Origin of the sequence: Sphingomonas sp. Root720, from assembly GCF_001428605.1 — a bacterium.
GTDB lineage: Bacteria > Pseudomonadota > Alphaproteobacteria > Sphingomonadales > Sphingomonadaceae > Rhizorhabdus.
In genome coordinates this window covers 669,943-690,459 of record NZ_LMID01000010.1, presented here as the reverse complement: position 1 = coordinate 690,459, position 20,517 = coordinate 669,943, and the positions used below count along the sequence as shown (strand labels likewise).

Sequence of the window (20,517 nt, the reverse complement as noted above, 5' to 3'; positions counted from 1 at the left end):
ATGATCGACCTGAAGGGACAACTCCACGTCGTCGCCGGCGCGGGCGGGGGCGGGATCGGTACGGCGGCCGGCGTCCTGCTGGCCCAGGCCGGCGCGACGGTGCTGGCGATAGACAAGACCGATATCGGCTGCGCGAGCGCGGCCGAGGCGCTCGGGGCGCATGGCGCGCACCACCGGATCGTCCAGGCCGATCTCGCCGACGAACAGGCGCTGAGGGCGGCGCTGGAGAGTGCGGCGGCCGAGGCGGGCCCGCTGCGCGGGCTGGTCAACGTCGTCGGCGGCATCACCAGCCAGGACCTGATCGCGCCGCTGCTCGGCGAGGACGCGATGACGGCGTTCGACCGGCTGATGCGGTTCAACACCGTGCCGACCCTGGCCGCCTCGCGCGCCGTCGCGCGCGCGATGGTCGCGCACCGCCAGGGCGGCAGCATCGTCAATATCGCCTCGGCCGCCGGTATCGTCGGCATGCCCTATGGCGCGGGCTATGGCGCCGCCAAGGCGGCGCTCATCAACCTCACGCGGACGATGGCGGTCGAATGGGGCGGGGCGGGGATCCGGGTCAATGCGATCGCTCCGGGCAGCATCGCTACCGCCAAGATCGGGCGGGAACGCTTCGACGGCGGCACCGACGAGAAGGATCGCGCGGCGAAGGCGGTGGTGCCGCTCGGCCGGCGCGGCCTGCCCGGGGACATCGCCGGAGTGGTGCTGTTCCTGCTGTCCGATCTCGCCGCCTATGTGTCGGGACAGACGATCGCGGTCGATGGCGGCATGCTGGCGCGGCCGCCCTATAACGATGCGGACGGCCTGCCGGTGTTCATGACGGATCCCGCGCTGCGCGAGCGGCTGCTGGGGGACTGATCGCCGTGTCGGCGTCGGGCAGCCGGTAAGCCCGCCGCGCGGTTCCCGAGAACAGCGCCGTCCGTTCGTCCGTCGACCAGCGGGCGCTGATCCGCTTGAAGGCGTTCCACAGGCGGACATAGCTGCACGTCGCCGAGTCCACCGGAAAATTGCTCTCGAACATGCAGCGTTCGGCGCCGAACAGCTCGACACAGGTCTCGACCACCGGGCGCCAGGCCTCGACGAGCTCGGCGACGCTCGCGGGCGGCTCGCGCATGTGGAGCGGCGAGCCGCCGAAGGGCATGCCCAGGCCGCCGATCTTGACCAGCGCGTTGGGCCGCGCCGCCAGCTTGCCCATGCCGTCGCGCCAGGCGGCGAAGGTCTCGGCCGGGCGGGTGCCATGGCCGCCGATGCCGAGCAGCCCGCCGACATGGTCCAGGATGATCGCCGTGTCGGGGAAGGCGGCGGCAAGATTGGCGAGCTCGCCAATCTGCGGATGGAAGATCCACGCGTCGAACGAGAGGCCCAGCGGCGCGAGCCGGGCGAAGCCTGCCCGAAAGCCCGTGTCGGCGAGCAGGCCGGGCGACGGACGGCGCGGCCAGGCCTCGAACACCGGATCGCCGTCCCAGTTTGCCGAATGGCGGATGCCGCGGAAGCGGCCGTTGCCGGCAGCGGCGTGGGCTTCGAGCACGGGCGTCACCGCGTCGCCGAGCCGCAGGTCGGCATGGCCGACGATTCCCGCGCACAGGCCGGGCGAAGCGCCCTCGGCCGAAGCCAGGAAGAACGCGGTTTCGCCGACGGGGCGCAAGCTCGCGGGTCCGTCCTCGCGGTAATGGGCATGGCATTCGATCGCGACGGTCTGGACGATCCGGTGGCCCGCGCCGAGATCGGCCAGCAGGTCGGGTGCGTGATAGAAGCGGCCGCCCTTGGGGCCCAGTGCGGCGATGCCGTCCCACAGATGGTGGTGCGGATCGACGATCGCCAGACCGGGCTCAATCGCGACGTCGTCGTCGCCGGTGATCGGGCGCATCTCCCCGCTTACCGTACCAGGCCCTTGCCGGTGATGTGGGGCAGATCGAACGGGGTCACCACCCCGGGGCGCGCCGCGCAGACGACGGGGATGGCGTTGACGATGCGCAGCGCGGTCGCAAGCGTGCCGGGGATGGTCGGGTCCGCATAGCCGGGATTGCCGATCTCCATCGTCCAGTCGGGGTCGCCCTTGATCTGGACCCGATAGCCGCCGCCCATGCCGATCGGGCCTTTCGGCCAGTGCGGGGCATCCTCGACCCGCAGCCGGGTAACGTGCTCCACCACCACCACCGCCCTGTCGCCGACCATGCCGCGCACCTCGAAGCGGATGCCGGCCGATGTCCCCTTCTCGATCGTGCCCGCGGGAATGGTGAAGGTCTCGGGGGCGGGGTGGAGTTCGTGAAACTCCTCGGTCCGATCGAGTTTGATGCCGAGCTGCTCCGCGATGAGCCGCACCACCGATCCCCACATGATGTCGAGCACGCCGGGCTGCGCGATCGGCGGTACCAGGTCGATCGACTTTCCGAAGCCGAACTTCCCGGTGATCGCATCGGGCTTGTCCCAGATGCCGTAGCTCATCACTTCGCTGACCCGAATGCTGTCTATCCGGCGGGTCACGCCCGACAGGGTGAGTGGCAGGATGTCGTGCATGAAGCCGGGATCGAGGCCCGAGGTGAAGCAGGTCGTACCCCCTTCGCGGCAGGCATCCTCCAGGCGGCGGACGATGTCCCGATCGGCGCTGCCGGGGTGGACCAGGGGGATGATGGCGGTCGACACGATGTTGATGCCGGCGCGCAGCAGCGTGCACATCTGGTCTGCCGCGCCGGACTGGCGGTCGCCCGTGGTCACTCCCTCGCGCCCCGACGTTCCGGCCGAGCAGAAGGACACGCAGTCGGGCTTCAGCGCGATCAGCGCGGCGCCGTCATCGGTGGCGATGATGCCGGTCGGCGTGTCGAGACCGCAGATCTCCGCGGCATCCTTGCCGACCTTGGCGGGATCGCTGACGACCAGCCCGACCAGCTCCAGCGCTGGATGGCTGATGATCGATCGCAGCGCGTTCTTGCCGACATTGCCCGTGGCCCACTGGCCGACCCGAATTGCCATTGCCCTTCTCCCGTCCAGGAATTTGAAAAGGGCGCCGATCGACGACGCCCTCCCCAAACCGGAAACCGCCCAGCTGTTGGCCTGGACGGCTCCCGGTCCCCCGTTCTCTTAGAAGCTGACCTTGAGATCGAGGCCGTAGCGCCGCGGCGGCGCGTAGCTGTTGATCGCGAAGCCCAGCGCACCGAAGTCGATGCCCGAGATGATGTTGTGCTTGTTGAAGATGTTGTCGACATAGGCCGACAGGTCGACCTTCGTGCCGCCCATCGGGATCTCCGTCAGGCCGACGCGTCCGTCCACGCGGCGGTTCGCACCCGAGCGGATTTTCCGGTAGAGCGGGTTCCCCGAGAACTGGTTCGCGTGGAAGAAGCGGTTGCTCATGTAGGAGTAGGCGAGCCGGGCGAGCGGCCGGCCGAAACCGATATCCTCGCCCTCATATTGCGCGCTCGCATTGCCGGTCCACTTAGGCACATAGGGGAACTCGCTCTGGTCGGCGGCATTGAAGAAGGTCCCCGGTGCCGCCGGATTGGGAGCGATGAACACCTTATACTTCGCGTCGACATAGCCGAGGCTGCTGGACAGGGTCAGGCCCGTGACCGGAACCGCCTGAAGCTCGGCTTCGAAGCCACTGAAACGGGCCTTCGCGTTGGAGGTAAAGCCGCCGCTGTTGCCGCCGGTGGTGGTGACGAACTGGGTGATCTGCAGGTTGCTATAGTCGGTGTTGAAGACCGCAGCGTTCCAGCGGAGGCGACGATCGAACAACTCGGTCTTGATACCGCCTTCGACGGTCTTCGCTTTTTCCGGCAGGAAGACGAAGTTCTGCGTCGCCGAGGCGCGGGTATTGAAGCCGCCCGAGCGATAGCCGGTGCCGTAGCGGACATAGCTCATCACGCCGTCGGTGAACTGGTAGGAGACGATCGCGTTGAACGAGGTATTGTTGAAGGTGTTGTTGCCCCTGCGGGCGACAGAGCGGATCTGGTTAACTTCCTTCTTGTCCTTGGTATAGCGGACGCCGGCTGTCAGCTCGAGCTTGTCGTCGAGCGCTGCCGGGCGATAGCTGGCCTGGCCGAAGGCAGCGTAGGATTTCGCCTTGAAATCGAACTGCAGCACCGACGAGGTGTTGGTCGCCAGCGTCGGCGAGGAGACGAAGGTCGAACGCGACGGGTTGGTCGTCGAGCCGTCTTCCTTGAAGTAATAGAGGCCAGCGACATATTTGAACTGGCCGGTGTCGCCGAGGATCTGGAATTCCTGCGACACCTGGTCGGTTTCCTCGACCTTGTCGACGCTGAGGAAGGGGTTGACCTCCTGGATGCCGGCGGTCGTCGGGCCGAAGACGCCCGGCGGTCCATAGAAGCTGCCCAGCGGATCGCCGCGATAGGAGCGGAAGCCGGTGATCGACTTGAAGCGGATCGCATCGGACACGCCATATTCGAGCGTGAGGCCGTGGCCCCAGACCTTCACATGCTGCCGTTCGTTGACGAAGGTGCCGAGCGTGCCTTTATACTTCTCGCTGACATTGTTCAGGAAGCGATCGCCATTGGTGGCGTTCGTATAATAGGCGCGGACATTGGCCGACAGGAAGCGTGGCTGCTGCGCCATCGGCAGGCCCTGCAGGTCGTTATAGTCGAAGATGTAGGTGGCGCTGAAGTCGCCCCATTCGCCCTTCACCTTCGCCCATACCGCGTCGCTGTTGAGAGCGCCCGGCGACGAAGCCTTGCTCGGCGCGAACGGATTGTTGGTATAGCCGTTATGCTGGAGGTGCTGGTAGGACAGCGTCGCGGCGATTCCGCTTCCGCCCAGTTCGCCGGTGTCGAAGCGGACCGCCGCCTGGCGGTCGCTGTAGTTGCCGACGCCGAGCTTCACGGCGCCGCCCATCTCCCTCGACGGATCCTTTGTGGTCATGCTGATCGCGCCGCCGGTCGTGTTGCGGCCGAACAGCGTACCCTGCGGCCCGCGCAGCACCTCGACCCGCTGCAGGTCGACCAGCGCGAAGTTGGCCGCGTTGCTGCGGCCGACATAGATGCCGTCGATATAGATGCCGACCGGCGAGTCCACCGTCAGCAGCGGCTCCTGGGTGCCGATGCCGCGGATGAAGGCGGTGTTGCCGCCCAGGAAGCCCGACTGCTGCTGGATCGAGACGTTCGGCACCATCGTGGTGATCCGGTCGATCTGGGTGACGTTGGCGCGTTCGAGCATCTTCTCGGACACCGCCGACACCGACACCGGGGTCGTCTGCAGATTCTCCGCCTGACGGCGGGCCGTCACGACGATTTCCTCAAGGCCCTGGCGCTGGTTGTCCGCCCCCTGATCGGGCACGGCCTGCGCCAATGCGCCGCTCGCCAACGCGGTCAGCGAAGCGCCGGCCAAAATGCTCCACACTGCTTTGCGTGTCATTCTTCCACCCCTCTCCCAAGGACGATCTGTTTTGTTCACCAAGTGATTGCTTGTTATTCAAAACAAGTCAAGACGCCGGTGTAGATAAGGATAAAAATGCCCGATCGTTTCACGTTTCAACGTTGATAGAGCGATCGCTTGGTTCTTGCGGCGCTATCCCGCCGAAATCCACGTCTCCCGATCACGCGGCGGCCTTCGCCGCCCGGTAGGCCGGTATGACATGCTGGCCGATCAGCCGGATCGTTTCCATGATGTCGTCATGGGCAATTCCGCCCATCTGGAAAAGAAACAATATTTCGTCCGCTCCGGCCTCGGCGAGGCGGTGGACATGGCGCAGGCAGTCGTCGACATCGCCATAGGCGTCGTCGGCTATGTCGTGGATCGTCTCGCGCGGCGACGACTCGATCTTTTCGTCCGAGATATAGGCAACGACATTGGCCTTGCGCTCGGCCAGGGCGGCGGCGTTCTCGTCGGCGCTCAGGTCCTCGGCGCTGGGACGCGGGCCCCCCTGATACCAGTGCGCCAGCGACTCGACGAAGAAGCGCTGGCCGCGCAGGCCGACGCGCCGGGCGCGCTCGCGATCGTTCAGCACGATCGTGGGGCACAGCGCGGCGAGATGCTCGATCGGGCGGAAGCCGACCTGCTCGGCCGGATCGCGCCGTGCATAGGCCTCGCGATAGATCGCGCTCTTGCGCGTCACCTCGGCCGGACCGCTGAAGGCCAGCACCAGCGCGCCGATCCCGCGCTGCCCGGCGGTCAGCAGGGCATCGTCCTTCGTGCAGGCCATGTAGATCGGCGGATGCGGCGTCTGCCACGGCTTGGGATGAATCTCGCGCGGCGGGATCTTCACATAGGTGCCGTCATGCGACACCACCTCCTCGGTCATGATCCGGGGGATCAGGTACATCGACTCGGTGATCATCGGCGGAAGATCGGCCAGCTCATAGCCGAAGGTCCCGGCTTCCTGCTGCGTGCCGCCCTTGCCCATGCCGAAATGGACCCGGCCGCGGGACAATATGTCGAGTGTCGCGATGCGCTCCGCGACCTTGACCGGATGGTTCATCGCCGGCGGCAGGCAGACCACGCCATGGCCGATGCCGAGCCGGGTCGTCCTGCCTGCCAGATAGGCCAGGAAGGTCTCGGGCGCCGACATATGGGCATATTGGGTGAGCGCGGTGTGCTCGACCGCCCAGACGGTGTCGAAGCCGAGCTGCTCGGCGAGCAGCGCCTGCTCGACGATCTCGTGGAAGACCCGCGCCTCGTTCTCGCGCGACGTGTCCACCATCTGCGCCTCGTAGATGATCGAGAATTTCATGCCGTCGGTTCCTGCCTGCTCGTCTGGATGTGCCCTTGTCACCACGCCGGGCCGCCGCCGCGTCGTCCAGTTGGACGATGACCGCGCTACGGCGGCGGGCGACGGTGATGCCGGTCGGACGGAGGAGGCGGAATGTTTGCGGGCAAGGCGATGATCGTGACCGGATCGGGGTCGGGGATCGGCGCCGCGACGGCACGGCGGCTGGCGTGCGAGGGCGCGGCCGTGCTGCTCGCCGACATCGACGTCGGCCGGGCGGAGGCGGTGGCCGCGCGCATTCGTGCCGAGCGCGGCCGCGCGCTCGCGATGCGCTGCGACGTTGCGAGCGCAGAGGACAACGAGATGGTCGCCGCCGCCTGCGCGGGCGAGTTCGGCGGGATCGACGGCGTCTATCTGAATGCGGGGATGCTCGGCCCGGCCGAGTCCTTCGACGCGATCGACATGGCGCGGTTCGATCCGCTCGTCGGGGTCAATCTTCGTGGTCCGCTGAACGGCATGGCGACCGCGCTGCGCCATGTGCGGCCAGGCGGCGCCGTCGTCGTCACCGCCTCGCTGGCGGCGGTAATGGGGTTGCCGAGCGGGCCGATCTACGCCGCGACCAAGCACGCGGTGCTCGGGCTGGTCCGCTCGGCGGCGCCCGCTTTCGCCGCGCGGGGATTGCGGGTCAACGCGATCTGCCCCGGCCGGGTCGACACGCCGATGATCGGGGTGACCGACGAAGCGCCGCTGGTGTCGCCGGAGGAACTGGCGGTGCTCCCCGTCGGCGGGCCGCTCGATCCGCAGCATATCGCCGAGATCGCGTTGTTCCTATTGTCCCGCGCGGCGGCGGCGATCAACGGACAGGCGATCGTCGCCGATGTCGGCATGAGCGCCGCGATCGGCGCCGGTCGCTAGAAGCTCGGACGGAATCAGCTTCCGGACAAGCGTGGCCAGCTCGGCCTGGCGCGTCGTCCCCGTCTTGGCGAAGATCGCGCGGAGATGCGCACGCACCGTATTGTAGGAGACGCGCAGCCGTGTCGCGGCGGCGCGCGGCGTCTCGCCATTGGCCATCGCCGCCGCCACCGACGCCTCGGCGAGGGTGAGCGGCAGCACCGCGCGCAGCGTGGCGGCGTCGAATCCGACCCGGCGCGACGGATCGCGCACCCGCAGCAGCAGCAGGTCGCGGTCGGTCGTCCAGACGGGCATCGCCGGACGGATCGGTCGCACCGCGACGGCGATCGGTCGATCCTCGCCACCCCCGTCGACCAGGAGGTTGCAGCCGCGGTCGTCCGTTCCGATCGGTCCCGCGTCGAGATAGGCGCCGAGCTGGCGGTCGGCGGCGGCGGTCGACAGGCGCAGCCGGGTGTTGGGCGCGCTCAGGCCCGCGCGTCGGGCGATCAGCGCCTCGGCGATCCCGTCGCTGACCATCACTCTGCGGTCGCGGTCGATCACCAGCGTGCCCTGTCCGCTCGCCGCCAGCGCGTCGCGCAGGATCGCGCATTCGGCATCCTTGTGCATCGTCAGCGCCAGGCCGCGCAACGCGATCGCCAGATGCGGCACCATCGCCTCCATTCGTGCCCGCTCGCGCCCGCCGAAGTCGTCGAGGCCGAGCAGCCGCGCGACCCGGACGCGCGCCACCAGCCCGGGCAGCGGCGCGATGTCGACGCCCAATATCTGGCTGCCCACCGTCTGCGACAGGTAGGAACGGATCGCGCGGATGTCGCTGGCCGCGCGGCGGCTCAGGAATTCGCCGAAGGAGACGACCCGCGTCTGGGGCAGGCCGACGAAGGGATCGGTCGCGAAATGGCGGTCGACATAGAGCGCCGCGCGCTGCCGGTCGCTGCCCGGTGACAATATCTCGCGCGGCCGGTCGTCGCCGGCCCGGGTCAAGAGCAGGATCGCCCGGCTCGCCCCCAGATGGTCGGCGAAGGCCAGCAGGAAGCGGTTCCACGCCGCGACGTCGTTGATACCGCCGTACAGCGTCTCGAGAAGCGCCGCGGGCGGCGTCTCGTCCCTTGCAGCCATGTCCTCTCCTCCTCCGGCCGAGTCGGATTTTCGCGCAGCTTATCAAGCGAATGTCCGGTCGACAATCGAGCCGCGATTTTCGCGCCGTAGCGCCTGATAATTTGGATGGAGCCTCCGGACGATGTTGACAACCAAGCGATCGCTTAGCAAACGGATGGCAGAGGAGAGAGACATGCCGAAAGCGTTCGACAAACGAATGTCGATCGATGACATCATCGACCGCCTGTCCGATGGGATGACGATCGGGATCGGCGGCTGGGCGACCCGCCGCAAGCCGATGGCGCTGGTCCGGGCGCTCGCCCGGTCGAAAGTCAGGGACCTGACCGTAGTGTCCTATGGCGGGCCCGATGTCGGCCTGCTCGCCGCGAGCGGAAAGATCGCGAAGCTGGTCTTCGCCTTCGTCTCGCTCGACCACATCCCAATCGAACCGCATTTCAAGAAGGCGCGCCAGTCGGGCCTGAAGGTGTGGGAAATGGATGAGGGGATGCTGCATTGGGGCCTGCGTGCCGCCGGCATGCAGCTGCCCTTCCTGCCGACCCGCTGCGGCATCGCAACCTCGGTCGCCGAGCGGCCCGAGCTCCGCATGGTGAAGAGCCCCTATGACGATGGCGAGGAGCTGATCGCGATGCCGGCGATCCAGCTCGACGCCGCGCTGCTGCACGTCCACCGTTCGGACGAGATCGGCAACGTGCTGACCCTTTCGCCCGATCCTTTCTTCGACGAATTGATGGCCCGCGCCGCCAGGCAGGTGTTCCTCAGCGCCGAGCGCATCGTCGAGACGAAGGAACTCGGCCTGCCGGGCAATGCCCGCTTCCACCCGTTCGAGCGTGCGCTCGTCACCGGCGTCGCCGAGGCGCCGTTCGGCGCGCATCCGACCAGCGCAGCCCCCGATTACGAGATCGATATGAAGCATCTTCGCCATTATGTCGCATCGGCGGAAAGCGACGACGCATGGAATGCCTATCACGCGGGCTATGTCGACGTCGGCCACGCCGCCTATGTCGAGGCGGTCGGCGGCCGCGACGCGATCCTCGCCGCTCCCCGGCCGGTGTACTGACCATGGCGCATCACACGCTCGCGGAGCTCATCGTCGCCCGGGCCGCTCAGGCATGGGCCGACGATCCCGAATGGCTGGCCACCGGCATCACCCCGCTGCCGCGCCTCGCGGCGGGGCTCGCCAAGACGCTCTACAATCCGAGCCTGATGATCACCGACGGTGAGAACTGGTTCGCGCGCGATCCGGTGCCGCTCGGCCCGCGCGACGGCTACGAGCCGGTGGTCGAGGGTTGGGCGCCCTATCTGCGCACCTTCGACAATCTCTGGTGTGGCCGCCGCCACGCGATGGTCGCGCCCGTCCAGATCGACCGGTTCGGACAGACCAACATCAGCGTGATCGGCGACCATGCCCATCCGAAGGCGGCGCTGCTCGGCGCGCGCGGCTTCCCCGGCAACTCGGTCCACCATCCGAACAGCTTCTTCTTCCCGGCGCACAACAAGCGGGCCTTCGTCGAGGGCGAGGTCGATTATGTCTGCATGGCGGGCTATAATCCGGCGCGCTGGCCGGGCGGGCGCAAGCCCTTCAAGCTGGAGCTTCGGATCATCGTCACCAACCTCTGCGTGATGGACTTCGGCGGCCCCGACCATGCGGTCCGGCTGGTGTCGCTCCATCCCGGCGTGACGCTGGAGGAGGTGCAGGACAATACCGGCTTCGCGATCCATCTGGACGGCGGCGAGAAGGTCGAGACTCCGCCGCCGACCGACGAGGAACTGGCGGTGATCGCGAAGCTCGATCCGCACAATGTGCGCGCGACGATCATCAAGGGAAATCCGCCGGGTCGGCCCGAATGGGCGTGAGGCGGTAAGCAGCTCCCCTCCCTGTCCCGGGAGGGGAGCAAGACGGCGCAAGCATTTGCCATGCGCCTGCCGGCCGGTGGATTCCCGGACGGATTTAGCAGACGGGGTGAGAGAAAGAGGAGGCCGTCAGGCCCCCTCGCGCTTCTTCACGACCTCCAGGAAGGTCCGCGACGCCGTCACCGACGCGGGCCAGGAGGCGTAGAAGGCGAGGTGCAGCAGCGCCTCGCCCATCTCTTCCTTGGTCACGCCGTTGTCGAGCGCGAGGCCGATATGCGCCTCGAGCTGCTGATGCCGGTTCGCCGTCATCAGCGACGCGACGGTAAGGAGCGAGCGGTCGCGCTTCGACAGCCCAGGGCGCTCCCACACCTCATTGTAGAGGATGCGGTCGGTCATCTCGGTGAAGGCGGGGACGACCGCCGAAAGCTCGTCCCCCTTCGCGCCGCTCGGCCGCTTCATCAGGCGTCCCCGCCGTCGCGGTTGTAATGGCCGTGGCCGGGCTTGAAGGTCTTCTCGTCGAGGAACTGGGTCATGCCCTGGGCGCGGCCTTTCTCGACGTCGACGAAGGTGGTCTGGTCGCCCTTGGCGGTCAGATATTCGGCCGCCAGCTCCCAGTTCATCTCGCGGGCATATTTATAGGCCATGCGCGCCTGACGCAGCACCGTCGGGTTCTTGTCGGCGAGGATCAGCGCCAGCTCGCGCGTCCGCTCCCGGAGCTTGTCGGTCGGCACCGCCTCGTTGACGAGGCCGAGCTCGCTGGCGCGCTTGCCGTCGAACTTCTCGCCGGTCATCACATAATAGAGCGCCTCGCGGTCGCCCATCAGGGTGGAGATCGCCTTGGAGACGACACCGCCGGGGATGATGCCCCAGTTGATTTCCGACAGGCCGAACACCGCGGTCTCGTCGGCGATGGCGAGGTCGCAGCAGATCAGCGGGGTGAAGGCGCCGCCGAAGCACCAGCCGTTGACCATCGCGATCGTCGGCTTGGCGTAGTACATCAGCGTCCGCCACTGCCAGGCGCGGGTCTCGCGATAGGCGCGGTGGCGCTCGACGTCCGAGATGGCGTCGGTGGCGCGGAAGAAATCCTTCAGGTCCATGCCGGCGGAGAAAGCCTCGCCGCTGCCGGTCAGGACGATCACCTTGCAGCGGTCGTCGATCTCGAGCGCGTCGAGCACGGCGTTCATCTCGCGCGCCAGCCCGACGCTCATCGCGTTGCGCTTGTCGGGGCGGTTGAGGTGGACCCAGGCGATGCCCTCGTCGAATTTGACGAGGACGTCGTTGCCGCCGGGGACGGGCTTCTCTGCTGTGGGTGCGGTCATGGTGGCCATCTCTTCCTCTCTCGTCGGTTCAGTTCGGGGTGCCGGTGACCAGCAGGGCATCGAGCGCGACCGCGCCTTCGCCTTCCGCGTGGACCATCAGCGGGTTGATATCGATCTCCTCGATGCCGAGCCCGGCGCGCATCGCGGCGCCGAGCCGGACGACCGCCTCGGCGACCGCGTCGACGTCGCGCGCCGGCTTGCCGCGGAACGCGCCGAGCAGCTTCGCGCCGCGCATCGCCCGGATCCGTTCGACGGCGCGGGCATGGCTGATATCGGCGGGCAGCAATATGGTGGCGTCGAGCGCCTCGGTCAGCACGCCGCCGAGCCCGACCAGGATCGACGCGCCCCATTCGGCATGGTGGCGCGCGCCGACGATCATCTCCAGCCCCGGCGCCGACATCTGTTCGACGAGCACGCCGTCGAGCCGCACCGTGCCGACATTGGCGGCGAGCGTCGCCCAGCCGGCGCGCAGCGCGGTCTCGTCAGCGAGGTTGAGGATGACGCCGCCCATGTCGCTCTTGTGCGACAGTTCGGCGGCCTGCGCCTTGAGCACGACCGGGAAGCCGATCCGGCCCGCAATCTCCAGTGCCTGCTCGATGGTGACGGCCAGACCGCCTTCCGGCACGCGAATGCCGATCCGGCGGAGGAAGTCCTTGCCGACATATTCCGGCTTCACGCCGCTCTCGACCCAGCCTTCGATGCCGGTCGCGGCCGGGGTGCGATCGCCGGCGGCGGCGAGGGCGTCGGCATAGCGGCCGACCGCGGCGAAGGCGCGCATCGCGCGTTCGGGGGATCGGAACAGCGGCGTCTCGCTCTCGCGCATCGCCGCCAGGAATTCGGGATCGAGCGGGGATTCGTCGCCGATGATCGCCATCGCGACGGGCTTGGTCGCGGCGACGGCCTCGGGGATCACCGCCTCGGCTTTGGCGCGCTGCTGCGGCGGGGCGCCGCCGGCCAGCGCCAGCAGGACGCCGCCGACCGCCGGATCGGCGAGCATCGCCGCGGTCGAGCTGCCGAAGATCGCGCCGCTGACGAAGCCGGTGGTGCCGACGTCGAGCGGGTTGTCGATCTCCATGCCCTCGGGCAGCGCCTCGGCGATCCGCGCGCGGGTGGCGGCGGAGATATCGGCGAGGTCGAGGGCGATGTCCTCGGCGAAGTCGTAACCCATTCCCCGGATCGCGCCCGAATTGGTGACGATCGCGAGGCGCCCCTGCGGCGGTTCGGGAAAACGGTGGAGCATCGCCACCGTGTCGAGCATCTCGTCCATCGTCGCGACGGTGACGACGGCCTCGTTCTCGACCGCGCTCTTCATCAGCGCATAGTCGCCGACCATCGCCCCGGTGTGCGACTGCGCCGCCGCCTGGCCGCGCTGGCTGCGCCCCGGATGGAGCAGGATGATGGGGATGCGCGCGGCGCGGGCGCGGCGGGCGGCGGCCAGGAAGGCGGCGGGTTCGCGGATCTGCTCGGCATAGAGCGCGATCGCGGAGGCGGCGCGCGCGGCGACGATCGTCTCGATCAGGTCGCTGGCCTTGACCACCGCCTCGTTGCCGGTCGCGACCGACATCGACACCGAAATGCCGCGCCCCTGCATCGCCGCGCGCATGCCTGATGCGGTGGCGCCGCTCTGTGCGACCACCGCGACGTTGCGCGGGCGTATCGTGGCAGCCGGTTGGATCGGTTCGAAGCTCAGCGCGATGCCGGCGTCATAGTTGACGAAGCCCAGGCAATTGGGCCCCAGCATCGCCAGGCCGGCCTCCTGGCAGCGGCGGGCAATCTCGAGCTGCTCCAGCCGGCCTTCCTCGCCGGCCTCGGCGAAGCCCGAGGCGAAGACGATGACGCCGCCGACCCCGCGCCGCGCGCAGGCCTCGACCGCCGGCAGGATCGCCGCGCGCGGCACGTTGAGCACCGCCGCGTCGACGCCCTCGGGAAGATCGTCGAAGCTTTTCAGGCAGGGCCGCCCGTTGATCTCGTCGCGGGTCGGGCTGATCAGGTGGACCGGCCCGGCAAAGCCGAATCGCTCGATATTGGCGAGCACCGCGCCGCCCATCGTCTTCGGGTCGGGCGAGGCGCCGGCGACCGCGACCGAGCGGGGGCGCAGCATCCGCGCGAGGCCCGCCGCGACGTCCGATGCGATATCCGCCTGTGCGCCGTTTCCGCCGGGCCGGTTCAGCACGGCCGCACCACCTTCGACATCGCTCTCATCGGCATGCGGCAAAGCTCTTCTCCCCTGGGCGGCCGTTCCGGCGCTGTGTCCCTTGCGGCGTTCCGGCGCGCGCGGTCCAATGCCGATTTCGCCGGTTAATGATAGAATCAGGATATGAAATAGACGGATATCATTCAATACTATACATTTATCAGCGAGGCTGTTATAAGCGATTGGAACCAGCCTGTCGACAGTTCTAAGCTTGGCTGACATGATGTGGGAGAGACGGTCCGATGTACGGACGCAATGATCTGAGGACCAGCCTGGCCCCCGCCCAGTCCGGCCCGGTGCCGACCGCCTTCAAGAAAGCCAGCTACGCGCTCTTCTATGGCGCCGATCCGCAGGAGGCGTCGGCGCTCAGCCGCGACTGGTATGCGCGCGGGCAGACGATGATCGTTGCCTATAGCGAGGTCGAGGCGGGGGCGGTGTTCGAACGAACCGACCAGTGCGACGAATATGCCGTTGTCCTGCCCGACGACGGCGTCGAGCTGCGGATCGAGATCGACGAGGGAACCGAGACCGTCGCGGACAAGGCGGTCGCCTTCGTGCCCGCCGGGCGGAGCCGGATCGTCGTGGTGAAGGGCGGTCGGCTGATGCGCCTGTTCACGACTCGGTCGGCCGACCTGGTGGCGAAATGCTCCAACGCCGCCGCCTATGCCGAACCCGATCCCAATGTCGCGCCCTTCGCCGCCTGGCCCGATCCGGTCGGCGGCCGCAAGATCCGCGTCTATTCGGGCAATGTCCCGCCGCAGGAGGGCCGTTTCGGCCGCCTCTATCGCGGGTCGACGATCATGGTGAACTTCGGCGACGGCCGGGTCGGGCCGCGCGCGCCCGACAATCTGTCGCCGCACCACCATGCCGATTTCGAGCAATATTCGATCGCGCTCGACGGCGACTATGTCCACCATCTGCGCTGGCCGTGGATCAGCGACTCGACCCAGTGGATCGACGACGACCATGAACGCTGTGCCGCGCCGTCGGTCGCGGTGATCCCGCCGCCGGCCACCCACACGTCGCAGGGCGTCGCGCCGGGGCTCAACCGGCTGCTCGACACCTTCTGCCCGCCGCGTCGCGACTTCTCGATGAAGCCGGGCTGGGTGCTCAACGCCGACGATTATCCCATGCCCGCCGACGACCAGGAGAAAGGCGCATGACCGACCGTATCAGCGAGCTCCTGAAGGGCGCGATCGACCTGCATTGCCACAGCGGCCCCTCGGTGATGCCGCGCCGCCTCAACCATGTCGAGGCGATCCGCGAGGGCGAGGCGGCCGGGCTGCGCGCGATCCTGTTCAAGGACCATTATTATTCGGTCACCCCGGTCGCCGAGCTGCTCAAGGAGACGATGCCGGGCAAGGTGATGCTGCTGACCGGCGTGCCGCTCAACAACACCAGCGGGGGGATCAACCCCTATGCGGTCGAGCATGGCTTCAAGCTCGGCGCGCGGCTGGTGTGGATGCCGACCTTCTCGGCCGCGAACCATATCCGCCATTCGCACCGCAAGCAGTTCCTGCCGACCAAGGAGAAGATGCTGCCCCCGCGCGCGCTGACCGTGATCGACGATCGCGGTGCGCTGCTCGACGAGGTGAAGATCATCCTCGACCAGATCGCGTCCTACGACGCGGTGCTGTCGGCGGGGCATCTCCATATCAGCGAGATCTGGCCGCTGTTCGCTGAGGCCAAGGCGCGCGGCGTCACCCGGCTGCTGGTCAACCATCCGACTTTCCTGATCGACGCCAACCATGCCGACATGAAGGAACTGGCGGCGATGGGCGCCTATCTCGAGCATAGCTGCTGCATGTGGGCCGGGGTCCAGGGAAAGAACTACACCAAGGAAGGGCTCAAGGCCCTGATCGACGCCGGTGGGGTCGCCAATACGATTATCGGGTCGGATCTCGGGCAGGTGGGAAATCCCACGCCGGTCGAGGGGTTGCGCTACGTCATCCAGATGCTCATTGATCTGGCGTTCGACGATGCCGATATCCGGCGCATGATCGGCGGCAACGCGGCGGCGCTGATGGGTCTCGACGAGACCGGCAGCGCGGCCGCCGAGCCGGTGACGCTGCAGACTGCCTGACCGCGCAAGGAGCTATAATGGAACGCGAATATTTCCTGCTTGTCGATGGACAGGCCGTCCCCGGTGCCTCGACCTTCGACGTGATCAATCCCGCGCTGGGCAAGCCTTTCGCAAAGTGCCCCAAGGCGGACCTCGCGATCCTCGACCAGGCGGTGGCCGCGGCGAAGCGGGCCTTCCCGGGCTGGGCGGCGACCCCGATCGACGAACGCGCCCGGCTGCTGGCGAGCATCGCCGACGCTCTGAACGAGAAGATCGACGACTTCGCCGCGGTGCTGACCGCCGAGCAGGGCAAGCCGCTCGACCAGGCGGCGGGGGAGGTCAAGGGCGCGGTCAACATCCTGCGCACATTCGCCACGATGCGGCTCGAACCGAAGCTGCTGCGCGACGACGGCCGGCAGCGGATCGTCGAGCATCGCGTGCCGCTGGGCGTGGTCGGCGCGATCACCCCGTGGAACTTCCCGCTGGTGCTGCTGGTCAACAAGGTCGGACCGGCGCTCATGGCGGGCAACACGATGGTCGCCAAGCCCGCGCCGACGACGCCGCTGACCACGCTGATGTTCGGCGAGCTGTGCCGCGACGTGCTGCCGGCCGGCGTGTTCAACGTCGTCTGCGACGAGAATGAGTTGGGCGCGGCGCTGTCGAGCCACCCCGGCATCGCCAAGATATCCTTCACCGGATCGACCGCGACCGGCAAGAAGGTGCTGGCGTCGACCGCCGAGACGCTGAAGCGCGTGACGCTGGAGCTGGGCGGCAACGACGCCGCGATCGTGCTCGACGATGTCGACACCAAGAAAATCGCCCGCAAGGTGTTCGATGGCGCGATGCGCAATGCGGGCCAGGTCTGCATCGCCACCAAGCGCGCCTATGTGCCCGAGGCGATCTATGACGAGTTTTGCGAGGAACTCGGCCGCATCGCGCGCGAAACCGTTGTCGACGACGGCACGCGCCAGGGCGCCCAGATCGGCCCCGTCCAGAACCGTCAGCAATATGAGAAGCTCACCGCGCTGATCGAGGATGCGGCGAGCAGCGGCACGATCGTCGCTGGCGGCGAACCGATGGACGGCCCCGGCTATTTCATCCGCCCGACCATCGTCCGCGACATCGCCGACGACGCACCGCTGGTCCGCGAGGAGCAGTTCGGACCGGTGCTGCCGGTGCTCAAGTACAGCGACATCGACGAACTGCTGGAACGGGTCAACGACACCGAATATGGCCTGGGCGGCACGATCTGGGCGACCGACATCGATCGCGCCAGCACCCTCGCGCTGCGGGTCCGTTCGGGTACCGTGTGGGTGAACCGCCCGCAGGGCGTCGACCCGCGAGTCCCCTTCCGTGGCGCGAAACAGTCCGGTATCGGCACCGAGATGGGTGAGGCGGGATTCGAGGAATATACGCAGGGACAGATTGTCAGCGTCTCCCTCGGCGAACTCGTCTGACCGGACCGAAGCCGGAGAAGACCATGGCCGTGAAGCACGCCGCGCTGCACAGCGCGGCCCAGGCAGAACGTATCGACGGGCGGGCGATCGCCCGCTCGCTCGATGACAAAACCGCCGCCGCCGTGCGCGCCATCGTCGCGCGCGACGGCGCGGCGCCAGGCCTTGCGGTCGTGCTGGTCGGCAATGATCCGGCGAGCGAGGTCTATGTCGGCCGCAAGATCGAGGCATGCGCGCGGGTCGGCATCGTCTCGACCGAGCATCGTCTTCCCGTGCAGACGAGCCAGGACGCGCTGCTCACCTTGATCGCGCGACTCAACGCCGATCCGACGATCCACGGAATCCTCGTCCAGGTGCCGCTGCCCGCGCACATCGACGATGCGATGGTGCTGAGCGCGATCGATCCGGCGAAGGATGTCGACGGCTTCCATCCGGTCAATGTCGGCCGCCTGTCGACCGGTGCCGACGGCCTCGTGCCCTGTACCCCGCTCGGCGTGATGATGCTGCTCGACAGCGTGATCGACGACCTGAAGGGGCTCGACGCGGTGGTGATCGGCAAGTCGAACATCGTCGGCAAGCCGATCGCGATGCTGATGCTCGAGCGCGAGGCGACCGTCACCGTCACCCATATCGAGACGCGCGGCCTGCCCGACATCGTCCGCAAGGCCGACATCATCATCGCCGCGGCCGGGGCGCCCCGGCTGGTCAAGGGATTCTGGGTGAAGGAGGGCGCGGTGATCATCGACGTCGGCATCACCCGCATGGTCGGCGAGGACGGCAAGACGCGGCTGGTCGGCGACGTCGCCTATGACGAAGTCCGCCACGCGCGCGCGGTCACCCCCGTTCCTGGTGGCGTCGGCCCGATGACGATCGCCTGCCTGCTCGCCAATACGGTAAAGGCGGCGGAGATGCGCGAGCCCGCCCGGGACTAGAATCCGAACGTTTTCATGGAGGGCGTGGCCTTCATGCGCCACTCGTTCCCGCCATGCGAAACCATCGTCATCGCAAACGCTCGATGACGGTTATACCGAGCCAGCCGTCTCAGAACGGCCGGATCGTCACCCCATTGTCGACCACCAGCTCGGCCCCGTTCACGAAGCGCGATTCGTCCGAGGCGAGGAAGACCACCATCGCGGCCACATCCTCGGGCGCGCCCTTGGCGCCGGGCGGCAGCACGCCCTTTGGCACCGCCTGTTCCTGGCCTGGCCGTCCCTCGGCCTCCTGCACCATCGGCGTCTCGATCGCGCCGGGATGCACCGAGTTGCAACGGATCCTGTAGCCCTTCTCCTGGCACATCACCGCGATCGACTTGGTCATCGACCGCACCGCGCCCTTGGCGGCCGAATAGGCGAGGTAGATCGGATAGCCGAGCAGCGCGCCGGTCGACGACATGTTGATGATCGAGCCGCCGTCGTTGCGGTTCATCAGCGGAATGGCATATTTGCAGCCGAGGAAGACGCCCTCGCTCATCACCGCGTTGACGAAGCGGAATTGTTCGAGCGTCGTGTCCTCGACATCGGCCGACAGCACCACGCCGGCATTGTTGACGAGGATGTCGAGCCGGCCGAATCGCTCTTCGATCGCCCTGATCGTCGCGATCCACTGATCCTCGGAAGCGACGTCCAGCGCCAGCGCGAGCGCGCCGTTGCCGATCGCGTCGGCCACCGTCAGCGCCGGCTCGATCCGCACGTCGGTGACGACGACCGTCGCACCCTCGCGGGCCAGCGCCTCGCAGTCGGCCTTGCCGAGCCCCGATCCGCCGCCGGTGACGAGCGCGACCTTACCGGCTACCCGCCCAGCCGCTCCGCTGCCGCGATCCTGTGTCATATCCCTCTCCGTTGCCGATGGCGGTCAGGCCGCGCCGCTCTCGTCGAAATAGTCGGGCATGCCGCCGGGCCAGATCACGCCCCACTGGGCCTGGCCGCCGTCGATGATCATGAGATCGCCGTTGACGAAGCGCCCGGCCGGGGAGGCGAGGTAGGCGATCGCCTCGGCCACGTCCCAGGCATTGCCGCGCGTCTTCATCGGATTGGCCTTGTGGAAACGGACCAGCGCCTCCTCGGGGTAGACGCCGAAACCCTCGGTCTCGATCACGCCCGGCCCGATGCAGTTTACCCGGATGTTGAACGGCGCCCATTCGGTGGCGACGGTCTTGGACAGGTAGATCACCCCCGCGCGCGCGGCGCAGGTATGTGCTGCCTGCGGCATGCCGCGTTCGACATTGGCGACGATGTTGATGACGTGGCCCGGCGTGCCGGTCTCGCGCCAGCGCTTGGCGGCCTCCTGCATCACCCACCAGGTGCCGTTGAGATTGGTGTCGATGACCGCCAGCCAGCCCTTGCGGCTGAAGTCGATCGCGTCCTGCGGGAACTGGCCGCCGGCATTGTTGACGACGGTGTCGAGGCCGCCGAAGCGGTCGTGGATCCGGCCGATCAACGCCTCACAGGCGTCGGGGTCGCGGATCGTCATCTGCTCGATCAGGATCTCTCGGCCGGTGGCCGCATGGATCTGGTCCCGGGTGGTCGCCAGCTTCTCGGGGTTGCGCCCGCAGATCGCGACCTCTGCCCCCAGCCGCGCGGCAAGGAAGGCGGCTGCCTTGCCCATGCCGCTTCCGCCGCCGGTGATCAGGATGCGGTGCCCGGCCAGCAGGTCGGGCCGGAACACGGTGTCATGCGTCGCCAGATCGTCGGACGTCAGCCCACGTTTGGGCCGGGTGGGGTCGTTGGGGTCGGGGCGGGTATGTCCGCCGGGCGGGGTGCTGCTTGCATCCATTGATCGTTCAGGCTCCTCGACCCATGGCTTAGCATCGCCAATCCAGAAAACAATCACAAATGTCTTTTTTGTTGCGCACCATCTTTTCCCGAAACGCGCCGAGGTGGCGCGCATTCGGCTGGAAAAAGATAGGCCGTTGATCGGCCTTGAAAAAGGCATTCATGCCTGTTTTTATTGAGGGCGGAGAG

The 20,517-nt window shown here is 67.6% G+C and carries 19 protein-coding genes; 9 read left to right on the top strand and 10 right to left on the bottom strand.

The window, feature by feature from the left end:
• Window positions 1-858: an SDR family NAD(P)-dependent oxidoreductase gene (locus tag ASE22_RS10610; protein WP_056358531.1), complete on the top strand. Its 858-nt coding sequence runs from the start codon at window positions 1-3 to the stop codon at window positions 856-858.
• Here ASE22_RS10610 and ASE22_RS10605 read toward each other — a convergent pair.
• The 4 genes from ASE22_RS10605 to ASE22_RS10590 form a co-directional block, all read right to left on the bottom strand.
• Window positions 815-1,867 (bottom strand): amidohydrolase family protein, encoded by a 1,053-nt coding sequence (locus ASE22_RS10605; protein WP_056358528.1) that lies wholly within the window; start codon window positions 1,865-1,867, stop codon window positions 815-817. The two genes, ASE22_RS10610 and ASE22_RS10605, sit on opposite strands and share 44 nt — an antisense overlap.
• A gap of 8 nt (window positions 1,868-1,875) precedes the next feature.
• Window positions 1,876-2,970: an NAD(P)H-dependent amine dehydrogenase family protein gene (locus ASE22_RS10600; RefSeq protein ID WP_056358525.1), complete on the bottom strand. Its 1,095-nt coding sequence runs from the start codon at window positions 2,968-2,970 to the stop codon at window positions 1,876-1,878.
• A 108-nt stretch (window positions 2,971-3,078) separates the two neighbouring features.
• Entirely contained in the window at window positions 3,079-5,361 is a 2,283-nt protein-coding gene (locus ASE22_RS10595) for a TonB-dependent receptor (protein ID WP_056358521.1), read from the bottom strand.
• 181 nt (window positions 5,362-5,542) lie between these two features.
• Window positions 5,543-6,676, bottom strand: a complete 1,134-nt coding sequence (locus ASE22_RS10590; RefSeq protein WP_056358837.1) for an LLM class flavin-dependent oxidoreductase — start codon at window positions 6,674-6,676, stop codon at window positions 5,543-5,545.
• A gap of 132 nt (window positions 6,677-6,808) precedes the next feature.
• Here ASE22_RS10590 and ASE22_RS26185 point away from each other — a divergent pair, with 132 nt between their 5' ends.
• Window positions 6,809-7,567: an SDR family NAD(P)-dependent oxidoreductase gene (locus ASE22_RS26185; RefSeq protein ID WP_056550275.1), complete on the top strand. Its 759-nt coding sequence runs from the start codon at window positions 6,809-6,811 to the stop codon at window positions 7,565-7,567.
• Here the strand turns inward: ASE22_RS26185 and ASE22_RS10580 are convergent.
• Window positions 7,481-8,677 carry a helix-turn-helix transcriptional regulator gene (locus ASE22_RS10580; protein ID WP_082545802.1) on the bottom strand — a complete coding sequence of 399 codons (1,197 nt, stop codon included), beginning with the start codon at window positions 8,675-8,677 and terminating at the stop codon, window positions 7,481-7,483. The genes ASE22_RS26185 and ASE22_RS10580 overlap by 87 nt on opposite strands.
• Before the next feature lie 172 nt (window positions 8,678-8,849).
• On the opposite strand from ASE22_RS10580, the gene ASE22_RS10575 reads away from it, so the two are divergent.
• Both ASE22_RS10575 and ASE22_RS10570 read left to right on the top strand, forming a co-directional pair.
• Window positions 8,850-9,734, top strand: a complete 885-nt coding sequence (locus tag ASE22_RS10575) for a CoA transferase subunit A (RefSeq protein WP_056358514.1) — start codon at window positions 8,850-8,852, stop codon at window positions 9,732-9,734.
• Window positions 9,735-9,736: 2 nt separating this feature from the next.
• Window positions 9,737-10,531, top strand: coding sequence for a CoA-transferase subunit beta (locus tag ASE22_RS10570; RefSeq protein WP_056358511.1), 795 nt, complete (start codon window positions 9,737-9,739; stop codon window positions 10,529-10,531).
• A gap of 126 nt (window positions 10,532-10,657) precedes the next feature.
• Here ASE22_RS10570 and ASE22_RS10565 read toward each other — a convergent pair whose 3' ends face one another.
• Genes ASE22_RS10565 through ASE22_RS10555 form a run of 3 tightly spaced genes read right to left on the bottom strand, consistent with a single transcriptional unit; the run spans window position 10,658 to window position 14,062 of the window.
• Window positions 10,658-10,987 carry a carboxymuconolactone decarboxylase family protein gene (locus ASE22_RS10565; protein WP_056358509.1) on the bottom strand — a complete coding sequence of 110 codons (330 nt, stop codon included), beginning with the start codon at window positions 10,985-10,987 and terminating at the stop codon, window positions 10,658-10,660.
• The gene (locus ASE22_RS10560) at window positions 10,987-11,847 is read right to left on the bottom strand and encodes a p-hydroxycinnamoyl CoA hydratase/lyase (protein ID WP_200933271.1); all 861 of its coding nucleotides are present in this window, start codon (window positions 11,845-11,847) and stop codon (window positions 10,987-10,989) included. The genes ASE22_RS10565 and ASE22_RS10560 overlap by 1 nt, the downstream gene beginning before the upstream one ends.
• A gap of 28 nt (window positions 11,848-11,875) precedes the next feature.
• Window positions 11,876-14,062, bottom strand: coding sequence for an acetate--CoA ligase family protein (locus ASE22_RS10555; protein ID WP_200933272.1), 2,187 nt, complete (start codon window positions 14,060-14,062; stop codon window positions 11,876-11,878).
• A gap of 221 nt (window positions 14,063-14,283) precedes the next feature.
• Here ASE22_RS10555 and ASE22_RS10550 point away from each other — a divergent pair, with 221 nt between their 5' ends.
• The 4 genes from ASE22_RS10550 to folD are packed head-to-tail and all read left to right on the top strand — an operon-like array spanning window position 14,284 to window position 18,489.
• Complete coding sequence (locus tag ASE22_RS10550) at window positions 14,284-15,204, top strand: hypothetical protein (protein ID WP_056358502.1); 921 nt, start codon at window positions 14,284-14,286, stop codon at window positions 15,202-15,204.
• On the top strand, window positions 15,201-16,124 hold the full coding sequence (locus ASE22_RS10545) for a DUF6282 family protein (RefSeq protein ID WP_056358499.1): 924 nt from the start codon (window positions 15,201-15,203) through the stop codon (window positions 16,122-16,124). Before ASE22_RS10550 ends, ASE22_RS10545 begins: the two co-directional genes overlap by 4 nt.
• A gap of 17 nt (window positions 16,125-16,141) precedes the next feature.
• Entirely contained in the window at window positions 16,142-17,560 is a 1,419-nt protein-coding gene (locus ASE22_RS10540; RefSeq protein ID WP_056358496.1) for an aldehyde dehydrogenase family protein, read from the top strand.
• Window positions 17,561-17,583: 23 nt separating this feature from the next.
• Window positions 17,584-18,489, top strand: coding sequence for a bifunctional methylenetetrahydrofolate dehydrogenase/methenyltetrahydrofolate cyclohydrolase FolD (folD, locus tag ASE22_RS10535; protein ID WP_056358494.1), 906 nt, complete (start codon window positions 17,584-17,586; stop codon window positions 18,487-18,489).
• Between the two features lie 109 nt (window positions 18,490-18,598).
• Here folD and ASE22_RS10530 read toward each other — a convergent pair whose 3' ends face one another.
• Both ASE22_RS10530 and ASE22_RS10525 read right to left on the bottom strand, forming a co-directional pair.
• Window positions 18,599-19,384 (bottom strand): SDR family oxidoreductase, encoded by a 786-nt coding sequence (locus ASE22_RS10530; protein WP_056358491.1) that lies wholly within the window; start codon window positions 19,382-19,384, stop codon window positions 18,599-18,601.
• A 24-nt stretch (window positions 19,385-19,408) separates the two neighbouring features.
• Complete coding sequence (locus ASE22_RS10525; RefSeq protein WP_056358488.1) at window positions 19,409-20,329, bottom strand: SDR family oxidoreductase; 921 nt, start codon at window positions 20,327-20,329, stop codon at window positions 19,409-19,411.
• Between ASE22_RS10525 and ASE22_RS26765 the strand changes: the two genes are divergently transcribed.
• Entirely contained in the window at window positions 20,313-20,507 is a 195-nt protein-coding gene (locus tag ASE22_RS26765) for a hypothetical protein (protein ID WP_156397484.1), read from the top strand. The genes ASE22_RS10525 and ASE22_RS26765 overlap by 17 nt on opposite strands.
• Window positions 20,508-20,517: the final 10 nt, after the last annotated feature.

What these genes read in the sequence shown, in the direction of transcription:
- folD (WP_056358494.1), top strand. Translation starts at nt 17,584, where the DNA reads ATGGCCGTGAAGCACGCCGCGCTGCACAGCGCGGCCCAGGCAGAACGT.
- ASE22_RS10540 (WP_056358496.1), top strand. Translation starts at nt 16,142, where the DNA reads ATGGAACGCGAATATTTCCTGCTTGTCGATGGACAGGCCGTCCCCGGT.
- ASE22_RS10575 (WP_056358514.1), top strand. Translation starts at nt 8,850, where the DNA reads ATGCCGAAAGCGTTCGACAAACGAATGTCGATCGATGACATCATCGAC.
- ASE22_RS10550 (WP_056358502.1), top strand. Translation starts at nt 14,284, where the DNA reads ATGTACGGACGCAATGATCTGAGGACCAGCCTGGCCCCCGCCCAGTCC.
- ASE22_RS10570 (WP_056358511.1), top strand. Translation starts at nt 9,737, where the DNA reads ATGGCGCATCACACGCTCGCGGAGCTCATCGTCGCCCGGGCCGCTCAG.
- ASE22_RS10545 (WP_056358499.1), top strand. Translation starts at nt 15,201, where the DNA reads ATGACCGACCGTATCAGCGAGCTCCTGAAGGGCGCGATCGACCTGCAT.
- ASE22_RS10530 (WP_056358491.1), bottom strand. Translation starts at nt 19,384, where the DNA reads ATGACACAGGATCGCGGCAGCGGAGCGGCTGGGCGGGTAGCCGGTAAG.
- ASE22_RS26185 (WP_056550275.1), top strand. Translation starts at nt 6,809, where the DNA reads ATGTTTGCGGGCAAGGCGATGATCGTGACCGGATCGGGGTCGGGGATC.
- ASE22_RS10610 (WP_056358531.1), top strand. Translation starts at nt 1, where the DNA reads ATGATCGACCTGAAGGGACAACTCCACGTCGTCGCCGGCGCGGGCGGG.
- ASE22_RS10525 (WP_056358488.1), bottom strand. Translation starts at nt 20,329, where the DNA reads ATGGATGCAAGCAGCACCCCGCCCGGCGGACATACCCGCCCCGACCCC.
- ASE22_RS10600 (WP_056358525.1), bottom strand. Translation starts at nt 2,970, where the DNA reads ATGGCAATTCGGGTCGGCCAGTGGGCCACGGGCAATGTCGGCAAGAAC.
- ASE22_RS10590 (WP_056358837.1), bottom strand. Translation starts at nt 6,676, where the DNA reads ATGAAATTCTCGATCATCTACGAGGCGCAGATGGTGGACACGTCGCGC.
- ASE22_RS10580 (WP_082545802.1), bottom strand. Translation starts at nt 8,677, where the DNA reads ATGGCTGCAAGGGACGAGACGCCGCCCGCGGCGCTTCTCGAGACGCTG.
- ASE22_RS10560 (WP_200933271.1), bottom strand. Translation starts at nt 11,847, where the DNA reads ATGACCGCACCCACAGCAGAGAAGCCCGTCCCCGGCGGCAACGACGTC.
- ASE22_RS10565 (WP_056358509.1), bottom strand. Translation starts at nt 10,987, where the DNA reads ATGAAGCGGCCGAGCGGCGCGAAGGGGGACGAGCTTTCGGCGGTCGTC.
- ASE22_RS10595 (WP_056358521.1), bottom strand. Translation starts at nt 5,361, where the DNA reads ATGACACGCAAAGCAGTGTGGAGCATTTTGGCCGGCGCTTCGCTGACC.
- ASE22_RS10605 (WP_056358528.1), bottom strand. Translation starts at nt 1,867, where the DNA reads ATGCGCCCGATCACCGGCGACGACGACGTCGCGATTGAGCCCGGTCTG.